General features: G+C 70.8%; 19 protein-coding genes. 11 read left to right on the top strand and 8 right to left on the bottom strand.

Going from position 1 to position 17,104, the window contains the following annotated elements; genetic code table 11:
* Window positions 1-260: 260 nt before the first annotated feature.
* Together lnt and ACWEKS_RS10930 are read right to left on the bottom strand one after the other, a co-directional pair.
* On the bottom strand, window positions 261-2,207 hold the full coding sequence (lnt, locus tag ACWEKS_RS10935) for an apolipoprotein N-acyltransferase (protein WP_452339891.1): 1,947 nt from the start codon (window positions 2,205-2,207) through the stop codon (window positions 261-263).
* A complete protein-coding gene (locus tag ACWEKS_RS10930) occupies window positions 2,197-3,792 on the bottom strand; it encodes an amidohydrolase (RefSeq protein ID WP_452339890.1) in 1,596 nt (531 codons plus the stop codon). The genes lnt and ACWEKS_RS10930 overlap by 11 nt, the downstream gene beginning before the upstream one ends.
* A gap of 96 nt (window positions 3,793-3,888) precedes the next feature.
* Between ACWEKS_RS10930 and ACWEKS_RS10925 the strand changes: the two genes are divergently transcribed.
* From ACWEKS_RS10925 to ACWEKS_RS10915, 3 genes are read left to right on the top strand one after another with little or no spacing between them, the layout of a single operon-like run.
* Window positions 3,889-4,092 (top strand): hypothetical protein, encoded by a 204-nt coding sequence (locus ACWEKS_RS10925; protein WP_452339889.1) that lies wholly within the window; start codon window positions 3,889-3,891, stop codon window positions 4,090-4,092.
* Window positions 4,085-4,405, top strand: a complete 321-nt coding sequence (locus ACWEKS_RS10920) for a type II toxin-antitoxin system PemK/MazF family toxin (protein ID WP_452339888.1) — start codon at window positions 4,085-4,087, stop codon at window positions 4,403-4,405. Before ACWEKS_RS10925 ends, ACWEKS_RS10920 begins: the two co-directional genes overlap by 8 nt.
* 41 nt (window positions 4,406-4,446) lie before the next feature.
* Window positions 4,447-4,620: a hypothetical protein gene (locus tag ACWEKS_RS10915; RefSeq protein ID WP_452339887.1), complete on the top strand. Its 174-nt coding sequence runs from the start codon at window positions 4,447-4,449 to the stop codon at window positions 4,618-4,620.
* Window positions 4,621-4,657: 37 nt separating this feature from the next.
* Here the strand turns inward: ACWEKS_RS10915 and ACWEKS_RS10910 are convergent, their stop codons facing one another.
* The 3 genes from ACWEKS_RS10910 to ACWEKS_RS10900 all read right to left on the bottom strand — a co-directional run bounded on the left by ACWEKS_RS10910 (window position 4,658) and on the right by ACWEKS_RS10900 (window position 7,218).
* A complete protein-coding gene (locus tag ACWEKS_RS10910; RefSeq protein ID WP_364610100.1) occupies window positions 4,658-5,152 on the bottom strand; it encodes an FxsA family protein in 495 nt (164 codons plus the stop codon).
* 81 nt (window positions 5,153-5,233) lie between these two features.
* Window positions 5,234-5,896, bottom strand: coding sequence for a response regulator (locus ACWEKS_RS10905; protein ID WP_452339886.1), 663 nt, complete (start codon window positions 5,894-5,896; stop codon window positions 5,234-5,236).
* 89 nt (window positions 5,897-5,985) lie between these two features.
* Window positions 5,986-7,218 (bottom strand): sensor histidine kinase, encoded by a 1,233-nt coding sequence (locus ACWEKS_RS10900; protein WP_452339885.1) that lies wholly within the window; start codon window positions 7,216-7,218, stop codon window positions 5,986-5,988.
* A gap of 100 nt (window positions 7,219-7,318) precedes the next feature.
* Between ACWEKS_RS10900 and ACWEKS_RS10895 the strand changes: the two genes are divergently transcribed.
* Window positions 7,319-8,089 carry a TSUP family transporter gene (locus ACWEKS_RS10895; protein ID WP_452339884.1) on the top strand — a complete coding sequence of 257 codons (771 nt, stop codon included), beginning with the start codon at window positions 7,319-7,321 and terminating at the stop codon, window positions 8,087-8,089.
* Between the two features lie 16 nt (window positions 8,090-8,105).
* Here the strand turns inward: ACWEKS_RS10895 and ACWEKS_RS10890 are convergent, their stop codons facing one another.
* Window positions 8,106-8,930, bottom strand: a complete 825-nt coding sequence (locus tag ACWEKS_RS10890; protein ID WP_452339883.1) for a TetR/AcrR family transcriptional regulator — start codon at window positions 8,928-8,930, stop codon at window positions 8,106-8,108.
* Between the two features lie 187 nt (window positions 8,931-9,117).
* Between ACWEKS_RS10890 and ACWEKS_RS10885 the strand changes: the two genes are divergently transcribed.
* The 5 genes from ACWEKS_RS10885 (at window position 9,118) to ACWEKS_RS10865 (ending at window position 14,366) form a co-directional block, all read left to right on the top strand.
* Complete coding sequence (locus ACWEKS_RS10885) at window positions 9,118-10,644, top strand: TldD/PmbA family protein (RefSeq protein ID WP_452339882.1); 1,527 nt, start codon at window positions 9,118-9,120, stop codon at window positions 10,642-10,644.
* A gap of 21 nt (window positions 10,645-10,665) precedes the next feature.
* On the top strand, window positions 10,666-12,063 hold the full coding sequence (locus ACWEKS_RS10880) for a metallopeptidase TldD-related protein (protein WP_452339991.1): 1,398 nt from the start codon (window positions 10,666-10,668) through the stop codon (window positions 12,061-12,063).
* Window positions 12,064-12,243: 180 nt separating this feature from the next.
* Window positions 12,244-12,489 carry a hypothetical protein gene (locus tag ACWEKS_RS10875; protein ID WP_452339881.1) on the top strand — a complete coding sequence of 82 codons (246 nt, stop codon included), beginning with the start codon at window positions 12,244-12,246 and terminating at the stop codon, window positions 12,487-12,489.
* Between the two features lie 158 nt (window positions 12,490-12,647).
* Window positions 12,648-13,244: a dihydrofolate reductase family protein gene (locus ACWEKS_RS10870; RefSeq protein ID WP_452339880.1), complete on the top strand. Its 597-nt coding sequence runs from the start codon at window positions 12,648-12,650 to the stop codon at window positions 13,242-13,244.
* 219 nt (window positions 13,245-13,463) lie between these two features.
* Complete coding sequence (locus ACWEKS_RS10865; protein WP_452339990.1) at window positions 13,464-14,366, top strand: S1C family serine protease; 903 nt, start codon at window positions 13,464-13,466, stop codon at window positions 14,364-14,366.
* Window positions 14,367-14,378: 12 nt separating this feature from the next.
* Here ACWEKS_RS10865 and ACWEKS_RS10860 read toward each other — a convergent pair whose 3' ends face one another.
* Complete coding sequence (locus tag ACWEKS_RS10860; RefSeq protein WP_354832275.1) at window positions 14,379-14,648, bottom strand: helix-turn-helix domain-containing protein; 270 nt, start codon at window positions 14,646-14,648, stop codon at window positions 14,379-14,381.
* Between the two features lie 79 nt (window positions 14,649-14,727).
* Between ACWEKS_RS10860 and map the strand changes: the two genes are divergently transcribed.
* Together map and ACWEKS_RS10850 are read left to right on the top strand one after the other, a co-directional pair.
* Window positions 14,728-15,495, top strand: a complete 768-nt coding sequence (map, locus tag ACWEKS_RS10855) for a type I methionyl aminopeptidase (RefSeq protein WP_452339879.1) — start codon at window positions 14,728-14,730, stop codon at window positions 15,493-15,495.
* A gap of 254 nt (window positions 15,496-15,749) precedes the next feature.
* Window positions 15,750-16,436 (top strand): TetR family transcriptional regulator, encoded by a 687-nt coding sequence (locus ACWEKS_RS10850; RefSeq protein ID WP_452339878.1) that lies wholly within the window; start codon window positions 15,750-15,752, stop codon window positions 16,434-16,436.
* On the opposite strand, the gene ACWEKS_RS10845 is transcribed toward ACWEKS_RS10850, so the two are convergent.
* Window positions 16,433-17,026, bottom strand: coding sequence for a TetR/AcrR family transcriptional regulator (locus tag ACWEKS_RS10845; protein WP_452339877.1), 594 nt, complete (start codon window positions 17,024-17,026; stop codon window positions 16,433-16,435). The two genes, ACWEKS_RS10850 and ACWEKS_RS10845, sit on opposite strands and share 4 nt — an antisense overlap.
* Between the last annotated feature and the right edge of the window lie 78 nt (window positions 17,027-17,104).

Below are 17,104 nucleotides of genomic sequence, written 5' to 3'. Positions count from 1 at the left end.
GATCGGTGGTGATCTCGAGTTGTCCGCAACGAACGGGCGTTGACGGCGCGAAGATTAAGTTCAGTTACCTCATGGCAAACCTCGCTAGGATCGCTTAACTCGCCTAAGGAAACCGCACGACCACAGACAGACCGGAGACTCCAACAAGCCATGGCAACGAAGTGGCGAAACTGCCTCGCCGACGCGGGACGGCCCTCTCACACGTGCCCGCGGGTAATACGCCGGAAAAAGCCTCCGGGATCAGATCCGGTCGATCGGAGTCACGCGCGCGGTGCCCGATGCCGGATCAGCGCTGCCGCAGTGGCAGCAGCGGCCAGGATACACACGATCGCCTCGGGCGCGGCGCCGAAACGAGTGGCAAATGTCGTATTGTTCCGCAACGGCAACGTCGCTACCAGCGCCGCAGGTTCGAATTGCGGTGTCTGCTGCCGGATCACGCCGTCGGCGGTGATCATGGCGCTGACGCCGGTGGTCACCGAGACCACCACCGCGCGCCCGTGTTCCACCGCGCGCACCCGCGACATGGCCAGCTGCTGATAGGTCATCTCGCTGCGGCCAAAGGTGGCGTTGTTGGACGGGACCGCAAGCAGCTGCGCGCCGGCGCGCACGGACTCCTCGAAGGCGCGATCGAAGACCACCTCGTAGCAGGTGGCCACGCCGATGGCCACCGGGGCGCCGCCGCTGAACGGCTGGGCGTGCACCACGCCGTCGCCCGTACCGGGGACGAAATAGCCTGCGCGGTCCGCGTATTCGGAGAAATGCCGAAAGAAGTTGCGGTACGGGAGGTATTCGCCGAAGGGCTGGATGATCTTCTTGTCGTGCCGCTCCCCCGGTCCGGCGTCGCCGTTCCACACGATGACCGAGTTGGTGGTGGTGCGGTCGTCGTTGACGAGCACCGCGCCGACCAGGATGGGGGCCTTCACATCCTTGGACGCCTGCGAGATCTCCTGGGCCGCATCGGCATTGCGCAGCGGATCGATATCGGAGGAGTTCTCCGGCCAGATCACCACGTCCGGTTGCGGGGCCCGGCCGGCCGCGATGTCGCGGGCCAGTTCCTCGGTGCGCTTGACGTGATTGTCGAGAACCGCGCGGCGCTGGGCATTGAAGTCCAGGCCCAGGCGCGGCACGCTGCCCTGGATGGCGGCGACCGTGATCGGCCGGTTGCCGTCCTCCGGGCCGGGCAGCGCGGTCCGGAGGATCACTCCGGTGAGGGGAACTATAGCCACAAGCATTGCCGCAGCAACAATCCGGTTCCAGGATGTGGGACGGATAGCCCCCGATCTGGGAGAATCCGAGGCGACCGCGGCCGGCCCGACGCCCTCCTCCGCACCCGATGCGAAGCGGCGCAGCAAACTCGCCGCAAGCCACGCCAGCCCGGTGCCGGTGAGCGCCACCGCGAAGCTCACCAGCGGCGCGCCGCCCACCATCGCGAAGGGCAGATACCACCCGTCGGCCTGACCGAAAGCCAGTTTCCCCCAAGGGAACCCGCCGAACGGAAAGCTGGCCCGCGCCCACTCGGTCAGCGACCACACGGTCGCCACCCACAGCGGCCATCCGGGCAGCGTCGCCACCCACCGCGTCAGCAGCCCGAACAAACCGACATACAGGGCGCAGACGGTCGACAGGGCGAGCCACGGCACCGGACCGACATAGATCCCGGTCCACGGCAGCAGCGGCAGGAAGAACGCCAGCCCGGCCACGAACCCGAATCCGAATCCTCCACGCGCCCGGCAGGTTCCGCGCACGGCGAGGGTCAGCACGGCGATCCCGACCGGAGCCAGGTACCACAGCGTCCGGGGCGGGAAGCTCGCGTACAGCAGCAGCCCGGCCACCGCCGCGGCCAGCAACCGCGTCACTTGCGGCCGTGCCGTCGCTACCGCGATCGCCCGCGCCGCCGCCCCCGGCCGGGACTCCGGCGCGGACGCGACCCCGGCCCGCGTGACCGTCGAAATGCCGTCGCCCTCATCGCCTTCCGATGCCGCGCCGAGGGCGAGATCTCCGTCACGCTCGGCCCCTGCGGTCGCCACCGGATCCGGGCCCTCGTCGGCGGTCCCGGAGCCAGTGTCCGCATCGCTGGCCGATCGTCCCGATCCGGTAGCTGCTTCCGCGCCGGAACCGTCGGTCTCGCGAGGTCCGGGATCCGGCGTGGCCGGTCCGGTGGAAGCCGGTGCGGCGGTGCGGTTCTCGGAGTCGGGCTCAGGCTTCATGAATGGTGACTCCGCGGTGCACGGTGCGCAGGCAGCGCGGCAGGGTGGCGTCCGGGGTGAGGGGCGGGAGGCCGGGGACGCGGGAGCGGGGGTCGGTGGACCAGCGCTGCACGGTATCCGCGGCGGCCGCGACGACGAGCTCGCGGGCGTCCCAGATGGCATAGGAGGCCGGGGCGCCCGGGACGAGAGTGCCGGCGACACCGTCGCGGACGCCGCCCGCACGCCAGGCGCCGCGGGTGGCCGCGGCGAAGGCGGCCCGCGGCGAGATCTGATGGCCCGGGGTGCGATGGTTGACCGCGGCGCGGATGGCCTCCCACGGGTTCAGGGCGGTGACCGGCGCGTCGGAGCCGATGGCGAGCGAGATACCCGCGGCGGCCATGGCGGCGAACGGGTTGAGGGTGGCGGCGCGTCCGGCGCCGAGGCGGGTGGCGTACATGCCGTCCGGGCCGCCCCAGGCGGCGTCGAATCCCGGTTGGACACTGGCGATCACGCCCCAGGCGGCGAGTTTGCCGATCTGGTCGGCGGTCATCATCTCGGCGTGCTCGAGGCGGTGCCCGCGGGAGGCGACGGCCGGGCCGCCGAGTTCGCCCACGACCCGCTCGAATCCGGCGACGACCGCGTCCATGGCGGCGTCGCCGATGACGTGGAAGCCGGTCTGGATGCCGGCCTCGGTGCACGCGAGCACGTGCGCGGCGATGGCCTCGGTGTCTAGGTAGGAGGTGCCGGTGGTGTCGCGGTCGGCATAGGGTTCGCGCAGCCACGCGGTGTGCGAGCCGAGCGCCCCGTCCACGAACAGGTCGCCGCCGAGGGCGTGCACGCCGAGTTCCTTGACCAGGGTGCGGGCTTCGTCGGCGGTGCGCACGGCCTGTCCCCAGTAGGCGCGCACCTCGACGCCGTGCCCGAATTCGAGGAGTTCCCGCACGTCGTCGGCGCCGGAGATCTCGGGTCCCGCGCATTCGTGCACGGCCACAACGCCATTGGCGGCCGCCGCGTCCAGCGCGACCTGCCGGGCGGCATCCCGCTGTGCCCGGTTCAGCGCACCCAGCGCGGCCGCACGCACGCGATGGTGGGCGTCCGCGCGCAGCGGCTCACCGCGGGTGAACCCGGTCGCTTCGGTGATTCCGGGTACCGCGTCCAGCAGCGCGGTGGAGGCCACCGCCGAATGTGCGTCCACGCGAGCCAGATACACCTGGCGTCCCGGCGCTGCGGCGTCGATCTCCTCGCACGCCGGCGGCCGTCCACCCGCCCAGGTGGTCTCGTCCCAGCCCTCGCCGAGGATCACCCCGTCCGGGTGCGCGGCGGCGAACTCCCGCACCAGCTGCAGGCATTCCTCCAGCGAACGGGCCTGTGCCAGATCGAGTCCCGTCAGCGTCAGCCCCAGCCCGGTCACGTGCACGTGCGGGTCCACGAACCCGGGGGCCACGAACGCCCCGTCCAGCTCGATGATCTCGGCGTCCGGATGCAATGCCCGCCCCGGCTTGTCCAGCCCCACCCACACCACGGTCCCGTCACTGACGGCCATGGCCGTCGCGTCAGGATTGCTCGAACTGTAGATACGACCGCCGACAAGCAACTGGGTACTCACGGGTCTCCAGTCTGCCCGACGCGCCTGCCACGCTCACAACCGCACTGCGCACCAAAGACCGCCACACCGGTAGCACCCTAGTGCTACCGTGGTCGCATGAAGATCTCCGTGTCGCTCCCCGATGATCGCGTCACCGAGCTGATCAAGGAACAGCCGAACGTATCGGATTTCCTCTATCGCGCCGCTCGCCGCATGCTCGTGGCCGAGGAACTCGCCGCGCTCACGCCCGATACCGAGGCCGATGCATTCGCCGAGGCGTCCGAAGCGGCGTCGCTCGAGGCGTGGGCCGCCGATGAGTGACGTCCCCGGCATCCAGGGTGAGATCTGGAAGTTACGCGGCGTCCGCGACATCGTGCATACCGTCGTCGTCCTCGACTCGGTGCCACACGTCGTCCGGGGCGGCCTCATCGCGGTGGCGATGGTGATATCCACGCGCGAGGCTCCCAATCCCCGTGCGCTCCTGACCGTTCCGATCGCAGGCACCGATCAGGCGGTAGCTGTTTTCCGGCTTGGCACGTTCAGCGCGTCCTTGTTCCTCGAAAAGATCGGGAAGCTCGACTCCGCGACCCTCGAGAATGTGCGAATGGCGCTGCGAGCTCGGTTCGATCTCTAGCCGTTCGGCAACGAACTGCCGGAGATCGCGAACGCCTGGCTGTGGGATCACCTGCTGCCGCTGGCCGGGCCCGCGGACGGCCCGTTCCTCGAGGGCTGGATCTGATCGGCGCCGGTTTCACCCACATCGTGCTCGGCCTGCGCGCGCCGTATCCCGACAAGGTGGCCAGCCGGCTGGTCGAGAACGTCATCACCCCGGTGCGCGACCGGCTCTGACGCCGGGACACACCGGGGTGAGGGACAGCGCTGTGGGTCAGCGGGGGTCGATCATCTTGTACCCGTTGCCCTGGCCGTCGTCGTAGTACTCGGTCACGACGGTGGCGTCGATGACCTCGCCGTCGGGGTCGATGACGACATTGCGGTAGCCGTAGGGGCCGACCGCGGTGGCGACGCGGCTCAGGCGGCGGGCGGCGAAGGCGGCCACGACCGGGCGGAACAGGAAACGGGTGACGGGCAGCAGGGCCAGCAGGCCCAGCGCGGTGGTGAGCAGGCCGGGCACGAACATGAGGACCGCGCCGACCGCGACCAGGGCGCCGTCGGCGACGGCGGTGCTGGGTTCGAGTTCACCGCGGGCCGCACGGCGGAAGCTCTGGAACACGCGCCGGCCCTGCGAGCGCACCAGCACCAGACCCACGGCCGAGCCCGCCAGCAGCAGCAGGATGGTCGGGAACACGCCGATGAAGTGGCCGACCACGACGAGGGTGGCGATCTCGGCGACGAACCAGGCGAGGAACAACAGGGCAGGCATCGGGCGATCCTTTCGATCGATCTACCCGTGCAACGCGCGACGGCGCGGTTTTTCTCCCGGATGCGTCGCCGGTCACATCCGCTAGGCGCTGCCCGGCCGCACCAGCCCGGTCTCGTAGGCCAGCACCACGGCCTGAACCCGGTCGCGCAGGCCGAGTTTGGTGAGCACCCGGCCGACGTGGGTCTTCACCGTGGCCTCGGACAGGAACAGCGCGCCGGCGATCTCGGCGTTGGAGCGCCCGGCGGCGATGTGTTCGAGGACCTCGCGTTCGCGGGCGGTGAGCACGTCGAGGACGCGGGGATCGCGCCCGGCGGCCGGGTCCTCGGCGATGAGGCGGGCCAGCAGCCGCTTGGTCACCTTGGGCGAGACCACCGCATCCCCGGCGGCGACACTGCGAATCGCGGAGATCAGATCTTCCGGAGGCGTGTCCTTGAGCAGGAATCCGCTGGCCCCGGCGCGCAGCGCGCCCAGGGCGTGCTCGTCGAGATCGAAGGTGGTCATCACCAGAACCCGGCTCCCGCACCCGGATTCGATGATCCGGGCCGTCGCGGTCACCCCGTCGGTCACCGGCATCCGCACATCCATCAGCACCACATCGGGCCGCAGCTCCCCCGCCCGCGCGATGGCGGTGGCCCCGTTGTCGGCCTCTCCCACCACCTCGAGGTCGGGGTGCGCACCGAGCACCATCCGCAGTCCGGCCCGCATGAGCTCCTGGTCATCGACAACGAGAACGGTGATCGGCACCCCCACAACCTATCCGGCCGCCCGGTGCGGTGGTGTGCGCGGGCCGGGGCCGATCGCGGGACGCTCTGGTCGTCGCAGGTGGGAGCCGGTCAGTCGGGGGCGTCGCGGTCGAGGGGGATGGTGGCGCGGACGGTCCAGCCGCCGTGGGGATTTCGGCCCGCGGTGAGGGCGCCGCCGAGGACGGCGATGCGTTCGCGCATGCCGACGAGGCCGAGGCCGCTGCCGGGGATGCGGGCCGGGGGCGGGAGAATGGTGAGTGTGGTTGGGGCGCTGGGGGATCCGCAGCCGCCGGGGGTGGTCGCGGGCTCGACGGGGGCGCCGCCGGAGTCGGTGATGTCGAGCAGGACGTCGGCGGCGCGGCGGGTGACGCGGACGTCGGCGTGCGGGTCGGGGCCGGCGTGGCGGAGGGTGTTGGTGAGCGATTCCTGGACGATGCGGTGGATGCCGAGGCTGACCTCGGGGGTGACGGTGTCGAGTTCGCCGCTGAGTTCGAGGGAGACGTCCAGGCCCGCGCTGCGCATCATGTCGACGACCTTGGCGATGCCGGCGGTGCCGTGCTGCGGAAGTTCTTCGGGCGCATGCTCGGTGCGCAGCAGTTCGACGGTGCGGCGCAGTTCGCGCAGGGCGTCGCGGCCGGTGCCGGCGATGGTGGTGAGTGCCTGTTCGGCGGTGTCCGGGTCGTGACGCAGGGCGTAGCGGGCGCCGTCGGCCTGCACGATGATGACGCTGACCGCGTGCGCGACCACGTCGTGCAGTTCGCGGGCTATGCGGGTGCGTTCGGCGGCGACGGCGTCGTGGGCGCGGCGTTCGCGGTCGTAGTCGGCGACGGCGAGGCGGGCGGCGACCTCGGCGTCGTAGGCGTGGCGGGCGCCGACGAATTCGGCCAGCGTCCAGCACAGTGCGTAATAGAGGGCGGTGAAGGCGATGTCGGTGCCCGACGGTTTGCCGATGGCGGCCGCCGAGATGAGGCTGTCGAGCAGCAGGATGCCCAGGTAGAGCAGACCTTGGCGGCGGCCGACATACGCGACCAGGGTGTAGAGCATGATGCCCAGCCCGAGCAGCGCCGGATGCACGGAGGTGTCGCCGACCGCCCCGTGTACCAGTGAGGCCGCGATCGACAGCAGCACCACCGCGAGCGCCGCGGCGCGGGTGTGGGTGCGGCGGAACACGATCGGCAGCGGCAGCAGCACACTGAAGACCAGGTAGGTCGGCTTGTACTGACTGTTGCTCAGGGCGAGCACATCGATGGTGAGCAGCAGCAACGCCACCACGGAATCGGTGATCAGCGGCTTGCCGCGCAGCCACAAACTGAACCGGCGCACCCGTCCACCCTACGGTCGTGCCCGCGGGCGGCCTCGGGTCGGCGTGCCCCGGGCACTCAACCGTTTGATCTTGCTCCGGGGTTTCTGGTTGGGTCGCCCTGTGAGTCTTGCGGACTGGGCGGTCTTGCTGACCGCGGCGACGGCGGCCGGATGGGTCGATGCGGTGGTCGGCGGCGGGGGCCTGATCGTGCTGCCCACCCTGTTCGTGGTGCTGCCCGGCCTGGCCCCGCAGACGGCCCTGGGCACCAACAAGATCGCCGCGTTCTCCGGCACCAGCGCCGCGGTCCTCACCTTCGCCCGCCGGGTGCCGATGCGCTGGAAGGCCCTGATCCCGGGCGCGGTCATCGCCGCGATCGCGGCCGCCTGCGGTTCCGCGGCGGTGGCGCTGATCGACAAGAAATACTTCGTTCCGATCGTGATGGTCGTGCTGGTGGGCGTGGCGATCTTCGTGACCCTGCGGCCCTCGGTCGGCGTCACCATGGCCACCCACCCGCCGACCCGCCGCAAGACGATCCTGGTGGTCGCCCTGGCCGCGGGCCTGATCGGGCTCTACGACGGCATTCTCGGCCCCGGCACCGGGACCTTCCTGATCATCACCTTCGCCACCCTGCTCGGCACCGAGTTCGTGCGCGCCGCCGCCATGGCGAAGGTCATCAACTGCGGCTCCAACCTGGGCTCGCTGCTGTTCCTGGCGAGCACCGGCCACGTGCTGTGGGCGCTGGGCCTGTCCATGGCGGTGGCGAATGTGGCCGGGTCCGTGGTCGGTTCACGCATGGCGCTGGCCAAGGGCGCGGGCTTCGTCCGCGCCGTCCTGCTGGTGGTGGTCGTCGTCATGGTGATCCGCCTGGGCTGGCAGCAGTTCGGCGGCTGACCCCGGACCGCGACGGTCAGACGCGGGCGTCCTCGGCGGGCCGGTGACCGCCCGGCAGCGAGCGCGGGCTGCCGCCGTCGAAGGCGGAGCGCTGCAGGGACTCCGGGCCGAGCCGGTGCACGGTGGGCATCGGCCGCAAGGCGTCGGGCTCCTGGCGTAGTGGCCCGTCGGACTGCAATGCGGTCTGCTCCCCGGGCAATTCGCGCGGCGCGGCGGTCTCGGGCTGGGTCAGCCACGGCGCCAGCACCTTCGAGGTGGTCTCCTGGATCTTGCGCTGCAGCGCTTCGCCGTCCTCGAGGCCGGGCCGCTGGAACAGCACGGTGAGCGCGCCCGAGACGGCCCCGACCACCGCGCCCACCAGCGCGGCCGCGCCGACGTCGTCGAGTTCGTCGGGGAAGGCGGCGCGCAGCTGGCGCGCGATCTCCTGCTGGGAGGCGAGCTGGGCGTAGGCGGCGCGACCCGAGACGGCGGGCACGGTGCGCGAAACCTGCGCGCGCAGCACGGCGATGCGGGCGGCGAGGGTGTCGCCGAGGTGGTCGCCGGGATTGTCACCGGCGGCGCGCAGGGCGCGCAGCAGTACCTCGACGGGGCGCTCCCCGGCACGGCGGGTGGCGATGGCGCGCACGGCGGCCTGCACACGTTCGTCGGGCTCGGGGAACAGTAGTTCCTCTTTGCTGGCGAAGTAGTTGAAGAACGTCCGTGTGCCGACTTCGGCGGCGGCCGCGATATCGGCGACCGTGGTCGCCTCATAACCTCGGCTCTCGAACTGTTCGACGGCGGCTTCGAGCAGGGCTCGGCGGGTGCGTTCCCGTTTGCGATCGCGGAGTGCGGATGGCGGCACGCGGGCAGACAGTACGGCATCCGGTCAGCAAAACGTGGCATGTCCAGCTGTCGTGCGCGCCGTTTCAGGCTGTGCTGCTTCACACTTCGTGCATCGTTGCAGCGTATGCAGTTTTGCGCGAAGTGAATTCGGTTCGAGGTGAGTCGTTTCTTGTACGCCCGGCGTGTCGGCCTCTAGCGTGGTGCGGGTGAGCATCGCTACCAAGGTCGTGGACGAGCAGTTCCGCGCGCTGCCGCTGTCCGCGCTGGCCGACGCCGCGCTCAGCGCGGCCCGCGCGGCCGGGGCCGAGTACGCCGACCTGCGCGTGCATCGGCTCGTGCAGCAGTCCATCCGATTGCGCGACGGACGCGTCGAATCGGTGTCCGACAGTACCGACCTCGGGTTCGCGGTGCGCGTGATCGTCGACGGCACCTGGGGCTTCGCCTCGCACGCCGACCTCACCACCGGCACCGCCGCCGAGGTGGCGCGCCGCGCGGTCACCGTCGCGCAGACCCTGCGCGCACTCAATCGCGAGCGCGTCGAGCTGGCCCCGGAGCCGCGCTACGACGGCGCGGAGTACGTCTCCGCCTACGACGTGGACCCCTTCGAGGTGCCGACGCCGGAGAAAGTGGCGCTGCTGCTGGACTATTCGGACCGGCTGCAGACCGCCGACGGCGTGGATCACGTGACGGCATCGGTGCTGCAGGTCAAGGAGCAGACCTTCTACGCCGACAGCTTCGGCTCTCGCATCACCCAGCAGCGGGTCCGGCTGCACCCGCAGTTCGAGGCCATCACCGTCGACCCGTCGGCGGGCGTGTTCGAGACCATGCGCACCCTCGCCGCACCGGCCGGGCGCGGCTGGGAGTACGTCACCGGCGCGGACGGAACCTGGGACTGGGCGGGCGAACTCGCGCGGATGCCGGAGTGGCTGACCGAGAAGGTGAAGGCCCCGACCGTGCAGGCCGGGCCTGCCGACCTGGTCATCGACCCGACCAACCTGTGGCTGACCATTCACGAGTCCATCGGCCACGCCACCGAGTACGACCGCGCCATCGGCTACGAATCCGCCTACGCGGGTACCTCTTTCGCCACCCCCGATCTGCTGGGCACCCTGCGGTACGGCACCCCGATCATGCACGTGACCGGCGACCGCACCCAGCAGCACGGCCTGGCCACGGTCGGCTGGGACGACGAGGGCGTGGCCGGGCAGCGCTGGGACCTGGTGCGCGACGGCGTGCTCGTCGGCTACCAGCTCGATCGCGTGTTCGCGCCCCGCCTGGGTCTCGAGCGCTCCAATGGCTGCTCCTACGCCGATTCCGCACACCACGTGCCGATCCAGCGCATGGCCAATGTGTCGCTGCAACCCGATCCCGACCGCGACACCAGCACCGCCGAGCTCATCTCCCGTGTGGAGAACGGCATCTACATCGTCGGCGACAAGTCGTGGTCGATCGATATGCAGCGCTACAACTTCCAGTTCACCGGCCAGCGCTTCTTCCGCATCCGCAACGGCGAACTGGCCGGGCAGCTGCGCGATGTCGCCTACCAGGCCACCACCACCGACTTCTGGGGTTCGATGGAGGCGGTCGGCGGGCCCTCGACCTGGACGCTGGGCGGGGCGTTCAACTGCGGTAAGGCGCAACCCGGTCAGGTGGCGGCGGTTTCGCACGGCTGCCCCTCGGTCCTGGTGCGCGGCATCACTATTCTCAATACCCGCGCCGAAGCCGGACAGTAGGAAAGGACCGACACGGTGAGTGTGCTCCCCGCCCCCGAGGTCGTCGACCGCGCGCTGCGGGCCTCCCGCGCGGACGAGGCCATGGTGATCGTCACCGACGCCCACGAGGCGTCGCTGCGCTGGGCCGGAAATTCCATGACCACCAACGGTTCCTCGGTCTCGCGGGACTGGGCGGTCGTCTCGGTGTTCCGCGACGGCCCGAACACCGCCCGCGTCGGCAGCGTCAGCTCCACCAGCGTGGATCCCGCCGATATCGAAGCCGTGGTGCGCGCCAGCGAAACCGCCGCCCGCACCGCCGAACCCGCGCGCGACGCCATGCCGCTGCTGCACCCGGACGCCGTCGACGCCGACACCCTCGACAAGCTGCTCGACTGGGACGGCGACCCGGCCACCACCGACATCGGCGTCTTCACCACGCTGGCAACCGATCTCGCCGCCGGCTTCGACGGCGCCGACCGCCTCTACGGTTTCGCCCACCACCAGATGCACTCCACCTGGCTGGGCACCTCCACCGGTCTGCGCCGGCGCTGGGTGCAGCCCACCGGCTCGGTGGAGATCAATGGCAAGCGGGGCACGGGCGCCGAGCTGGCCAGCGCCTGGGTCGGCACCGGCACCACCGATTTCGGCGACGTCGACACCCCCGGCCTGCTGGCCGAACTGGCGCGCCGCCTGGACTGGAGCAAGCGCCGCATCGACCTGCCCGCGGGCCGCTACGAGACGCTGCTGCCGCCCTCGGCGGTCGCCGATCTGATGATCTATATGGCCTGGACCATGGAGGGCCGCGGCGCACACGAGGGCCACACCGCGTTCTCGCGGGCGGGCGGCACCCGAATCGGGGAGCGGCTGACCGGGATTCCGCTCACCCTGTACTCGGATCCGAGCGCGGCCGGGCTCGAGTACCAGCCGTTCGTCGCGACACCGTCGTCGTCGGAGTCGCTGTCGGTGTTCGACAACGGCCTGACCGCGCAGCGCACCGATTGGGTCCGCGAGGGCGTGATCGAGTCACTGGTCTACCCGCGCGCCACGGCCGCCGAATTCGACGCGCCCGTCACGGTGCCGGGCGAGAACCTGCTCATGACCGGCGGCGGCGAGGCCACCCTGCCGGACATGATCGCGCGCACCGAGCGCGGGCTGCTGCTGACCTGCCTGTGGTACATCCGCGAGGTCGATCCGGCCACGCTGCTGCTCACCGGCCTCACCCGCGACGGCGTCTACCTGGTCGAGAACGGTGAGGTCACCGCGGCGGTCAACAACTTCCGCTTCAACGAGAGCCCCCTGGATCTGCTGCGCCGGGTCAGCGAGGCGGGCCGCACCGAGATCACCCTGCCGCGCGAGTGGAAGGACTGGTTCACCCGGACGGCCATGCCGCCCTTGCGGATTCCCGACTTCCACATGTCCTCGGTGAGCCAGGCGACCTAGCCCGGCCCGGCGGCGCCGAACCGAACACCTGAATCCGATTGCCGCCCGGCCCGATCCGCACCGAGACGGTCGGTCGCCGTGCTACTGCGCGTCGAGCCGGGCGGCCAATGCGCGCCGGCAGGCGGTGGCGCTGACCGACGCCGACCTGTTCGGCTGGGGCTGGCGGGCCACTCGATCGACATGCAGGGCGTCTTTCTGATCTTCGCGCTGTGGCTGCAGGCGGGTCAGGGCTACACCCCGATGCAGGCCGGTGTGCTCACCGTCGCGTTCTCCGCGGGCGGATTCTTCACCGCGCCTGCCGCCGACGGCCTGGCCGTGAGGTTCGGCCGCTGGATGCTGCTGGCCGGGGCGCTGCTGATGGTGGGTGGTTTCGGCTGGGTCGGGCTGTGCGTGCTGCTGCCCCGGCACACCACCCGCCACGACTGAACAGCATGGCGGTCGGCGTGTGCACCGGTTCGGTTCCGCGCCAGGGTTTCCCGACAACTTCTCCGGGCATGAACGATGAGTTGCCGATATCGGCTCCGACTTCATCGCAGAGACGGCGATCCCCCGCCGCTTCGCTCCACCCATGAAGGAGTACGGCAATGAGCAAGGTAGTCACCGGCGCGAGCATGTCCCTCGACGGATACATCGCGGGCCCGGGCGAAACCGGATTCGAGCACCTGTTCGCCTGGTACCAGAGCGGCGATGTCCCGATCCCCAGCACCCACCCCGAGATCCCGTTCGACCTGACCCCCGAGGATGCCGCGTATCTGCGGGCCTGGCTCGACGGGGTCGGCGTCTACATCGTCGGCAAGCGCCTGTTCACCCTGACCGACGGCTGGGGCGGCGTGCACCCGGCGGACAAGCCCATCGTGGTGGTCACCCACACCGTGCCCGACGAGTGGGTGGCCGAACATCCCGACGCGCCCTTCACCTTCGTCACCGGCGGTGTGAAGGAGGCGGTGGAGGTCGCGCGCGGCATCGCCGGCGCGAAGATGGTGGGCGTCAGCGGCGGCAATGTGGCCCGCCAGTGCCTGGAACAGGGCCTGCTGGACGAAATCTGGGTCGATATCGTGCCGGTGCTGCTCGGCGGCGGCGTCCCGCTGCTGGGTGAACTCTCCAACGCGCCGGTCCTGTTGGAGGATCCCGAGATCGTCGCCGGCACCCGCGTCACCCACCTGAAGTACCGCCTCCGCTGAGGCCCTGACCTCGGCCTGCACGGGGCGTGGTTGCGCTGTCGGCGAACCGGTTGTCGTGACGATGGTTTCGCGCGCATCCTGGGATTGAGGCAACGTAATCATGTAATCGGGATGGTGGTCGTCGTGGACGACGAAGCTGCCCTCTCGTCGATGGACGAGAACGCGAACTCAGCGGCATCGACCCCGCAGCCCGGCTTCGGAACCCCCGACGCCGCGGCGATGGACGCCTACTCGCGCACGGTGATCGGGGTCGCCAAATCGGTGACACCGCACGTCGCCAGCGTGCAGACCCGCCGCGGCGGGGGCTCGGCGGTGGTCTTCACCGACGACGGCTTCCTGCTCACCAACGCGCACGTGGTGGGCGAGGCGGCCGACGGAACCGTGGTGTTCGCCGACGGGCTGGAATCGAGATTCGATGTGGTGGGTGTGGATCCGCTCTCGGACCTGGCGGTACTGCGCGCCCGCAGCGGCGCGCCGACCGCGGTGACGCTCGGCGACGCCGACACCCTGGTGGTGGGCCAGCTGGTGGTCGCGGTCGGCAGCCCGCTCGGGCTGGCCGGGTCGGTGACCGCGGGCGTGGTGAGCGCGCTGGGCCGGTCGGTGCCGGTCGGCAATCGCCGCGCCGCCCGCGTGATCGAGGACGTGATCCAGACCGACGCCGCCCTCAACCCCGGCAATTCCGGTGGGGCGCTGGCGGATTCGGCGGGCCGGGTGGTGGGGATCAATACCGCGGTCGCCGGCATCGGCCTGGGCCTGGCGATTCCGATCAATGCCACCACCCGCCGCATCATCAGCACCCTGCTCACCGAGGGCCGGGTCCGGCGCGCCTACCTGGGCGTGGTCGGGGTGCCCGCACCGCTGCCCACCGCGGTGGCCGCCCGCACCGGGCAGGACGCCGGGCTGCGCATCGTCGAGGTGGTGCGCGGCGGCCCGGCCGAGCGCGCCGGACTGCGGCGCGGCGATCTGATGCTCAGCATCGCGCGCACCGAAATCCGTGACGCACAGGGGATTCAGCGGCAGCTGTTCGCCGACGCCATCGGCCGCTCGCTGCCGGTGACGGTGCTGCGCAACGGCGCGATGGTGGATGTCATCGCGGTGCCGGTAGAACTGACCGCCGACTGAATCGGCCCGCAGTCACGATGCCGAGCGCTGGTCCGCGTGGCCCGGCTGCCAGATCTCGGCGAGCTCGTCGAGCGGGATGTCCAGTGCGCGGCTCAGGGCCACCACGGTCCCGAACGCCGGGGTGGGCAGCCGGCCCGATTCGATCTTCCGCAGCGTCTCCGGTGAAATGCCCGCGCTCGCGGCCACCTCCAGCAGCTCCCGGCCGCCACGGGCGGCACGCAGCGCGGCGCCCAGGCGCCGACCGGCTTCCAGCTGGGCGGGGGTGAGGGGCAGTCGGACCATGCCCGCCACCCTACGGTTGGTATTTAAATACCGCAACCCGCTATGGTCGGTATAAAAATACCGAAACGAGGAGGTTGTCATGGTGGAGCTCAAGAGCCCGGCCGAGATCGAACGCATGCGGGTGACCGGGCAGTTCGTGGCCGGAGTGCTGAGCGAACTGCGAGAGAAGGCGCAGATCGGGGTGAATCTACTGGAACTGGAGGCCGTGGTGCGCGACCGCATCCGCGAGCGCGGCGCGGTCTCCTGCTACTGGGACTACACCCCCTCGTTCGGACGCGGCCCGTTCCGCAACACCGTCTGCCTCTCGGTCAACGACGCCGTGCTGCACGGACTTCCGTTCGATTACGCCCTGCGCGACGGCGATGTGCTGAGCATGGATCTGGCGGTGAGCATCGACGGCTGGGTCGCCGACTCCGCGGTCACCACCATCGTCGGCACCCCCGATCCGGAGGACGCGCGCCTGGTCCGCGCCACCGAGCAGGCCCTCGACGCGGCCATCGCGGCGGCGCGGCCCGGCAACAGCATCGGCGACCTGTCCGCGGCCATCGCACAGGTCGCCCGCGCCGGCGGCTACCCCATCAACACCGAATTCGGCGGCCACGGCCTGGGCCGCACCATGCACGAGGACCCCCACGTACCCAACGACGGCCGCGCCGGGCGCGGCTTCCGGCTGCGCCCCGGCCTTACCCTCGCCATCGAACCCTGGTTCGCGCGCGGCACCGACCGCATCGTCACCGACCCGGACGGCTGGACCCTGCGCTCGGCCGACGGCTCGCACACCGCGCACTCCGAGCACACGATCGCCATCACCGACGCGGGCCCGCAGGTCCTCACCCGCGCGGCGTGACCGGTCCGGCCTGGGCGCGGAAACCCGGACGGCACGTCGGGTTTCCGCGCCCGGCCGCGTGACGGGGATCGACGTCCGGGCTACGCGGATGCCCGGCGGATCCCGGCGTCACGGTCTCGGGACCGCAACGACACCGCCCATCTAAGCGCCCGCTTAGTCTACATGTGACCGGAGCCACGTCACCCCCACCGGCCGGGCATCCCTCGCGCCCGGCCGGTGATCGAGTGAAACACTCTCTGGGAGATACTCATTCGATGGGTAACGACGACATCGCGCCGATCACCGGGGACGGCATCCGCGACACCGCCGCCGACGGCTCTCGTGACACCGCCGCGGTGGCGCACCTGGAGCTCACCCAGCGCCGCTTCCCCGAGGGCCAGCGCCGGATCTTCCTGGCCGCCATCGACGCCTTCGCCGAGCGCGGCTTCCACGCCACCACCACCCGCGACATCGCCGCCCGCGCCGGGCTGAGCCCCGCGGGCCTGTATGTGCACTTCGGCTCCAAAGAGGAAGTGCTCTACCGCATCTCGCTGTCGTCCATGCGCCTGACCCAGCAGGTCGCGGTGGCCGCGTCCGCCGGTTCCGGCAGCGCCGCCGACCATCTCAGCGCCGTGGTGCGTGATCTGACCGTCTGGCATGCCGAGCACGCCGCCTCGGTGCGCGTGGTCCTGCACCACATGACCGACCTGACCCCCGAGCACCGCTCCGAGGTCGTCGACCTCCAGGTCGCCATTCACCGCCTGGTCCGCGATCTCGTGAGCCAGGGCCTCGCCGACGGCGTCTTCGACGTCGCCGACACCAATGCCGTCACGCTGGCGCTGATGTCGCTGTGCGTGGACACCGCACGCTGGTACCAGAAGGACTACCGCCGCTCCCCCGAGGAGATCGGCGCCGACTATGCGGCGCTCGCGCTGCGGATGGTCGGGGCGAATCCCGCCTAGCCCGCCCGGCCGGCCGCGGGTAGGCCTGCCATCACCAGATCGACTGCGCCGCTGACGTATTCGGGCGTCAGTGGCTCGCCGCGCAGCAGCAGCCGGAACCAGATCGCGCCGGCGAGCAGGTCCATGATCGCCGCGGGATCGCAGGTCGCGGCCAGTTCACCCCGGGCCATCGCGCGCTGGAACACCGGCTGCTCGCGGCCGAGCCGGTCGGCGAAGAACGACGCCCCGACCGCCGCCAGGTGCGGGCGCGCCGGGGCGGCCGCCAGCACGGCGATCGCGATGGGTGCGGTCGCCTCGGCGGTCAACAGCCCCGCGATCGCCTGCGCGAGTGCCAGCAGATCGCCCCGCAGGCTGCCGGTGTCCGGCACCGGGAAGGCCAGTACGTCGGAGTCGATCAGCGCCGCGGCCAGCAGCGCGTCCTTGGCCGGCCACCACCGGTACAGCGTCGTCTTGTTCACCCCCGACCGTTCGGCCACCGCCTCCATGGTCAGCCCGTCATAGCCCTTGGCAGCCAGCAGCTCCAGGGTCGCCCCGAAGATCGCCTCGGCCTGTCGCGGCCTGCCCGCCGATCGTCGTCCCGGTGTCGTCACTCCCCCAAAGTACAACACAACGTTGCGTTGTATCTCCGGCACTGCTTTCATGGAAACGCAACGCGGCGTTGCATTTCG

The sequence above is a fragment of the Nocardia sp. NPDC004711 genome (assembly GCF_053601595.1).
Note: the sequence above shows the minus strand (reverse complement) of the source record. Positions and strands in the feature narration are given on the sequence as shown.

Coding starts and splice junctions, on each gene's coding strand:
- lnt (WP_452339891.1), bottom strand. CDS start 2,207: ATGAAGCCTGAGCCCGACTCCGAGAACCGCACCGCCGCACCGGCTTCC.
- ACWEKS_RS10925 (WP_452339889.1), top strand. CDS start 3,889: ATGAAGATCTCCGTGTCGCTCCCCGATGATCGCGTCACCGAGCTGATC.
- ACWEKS_RS10920 (WP_452339888.1), top strand. CDS start 4,085: ATGAGTGACGTCCCCGGCATCCAGGGTGAGATCTGGAAGTTACGCGGC.
- ACWEKS_RS10910 (WP_364610100.1), bottom strand. CDS start 5,152: ATGCCTGCCCTGTTGTTCCTCGCCTGGTTCGTCGCCGAGATCGCCACC.
- ACWEKS_RS10875 (WP_452339881.1), top strand. CDS start 12,244: ATGCAGGGCGTCTTTCTGATCTTCGCGCTGTGGCTGCAGGCGGGTCAG.
- ACWEKS_RS10870 (WP_452339880.1), top strand. CDS start 12,648: ATGAGCAAGGTAGTCACCGGCGCGAGCATGTCCCTCGACGGATACATC.
- ACWEKS_RS10865 (WP_452339990.1), top strand. CDS start 13,464: ATGGACGCCTACTCGCGCACGGTGATCGGGGTCGCCAAATCGGTGACA.
- ACWEKS_RS10860 (WP_354832275.1), bottom strand. CDS start 14,648: ATGGTCCGACTGCCCCTCACCCCCGCCCAGCTGGAAGCCGGTCGGCGC.
- map (WP_452339879.1), top strand. CDS start 14,728: ATGGTGGAGCTCAAGAGCCCGGCCGAGATCGAACGCATGCGGGTGACC.
- ACWEKS_RS10850 (WP_452339878.1), top strand. CDS start 15,750: ATGGGTAACGACGACATCGCGCCGATCACCGGGGACGGCATCCGCGAC.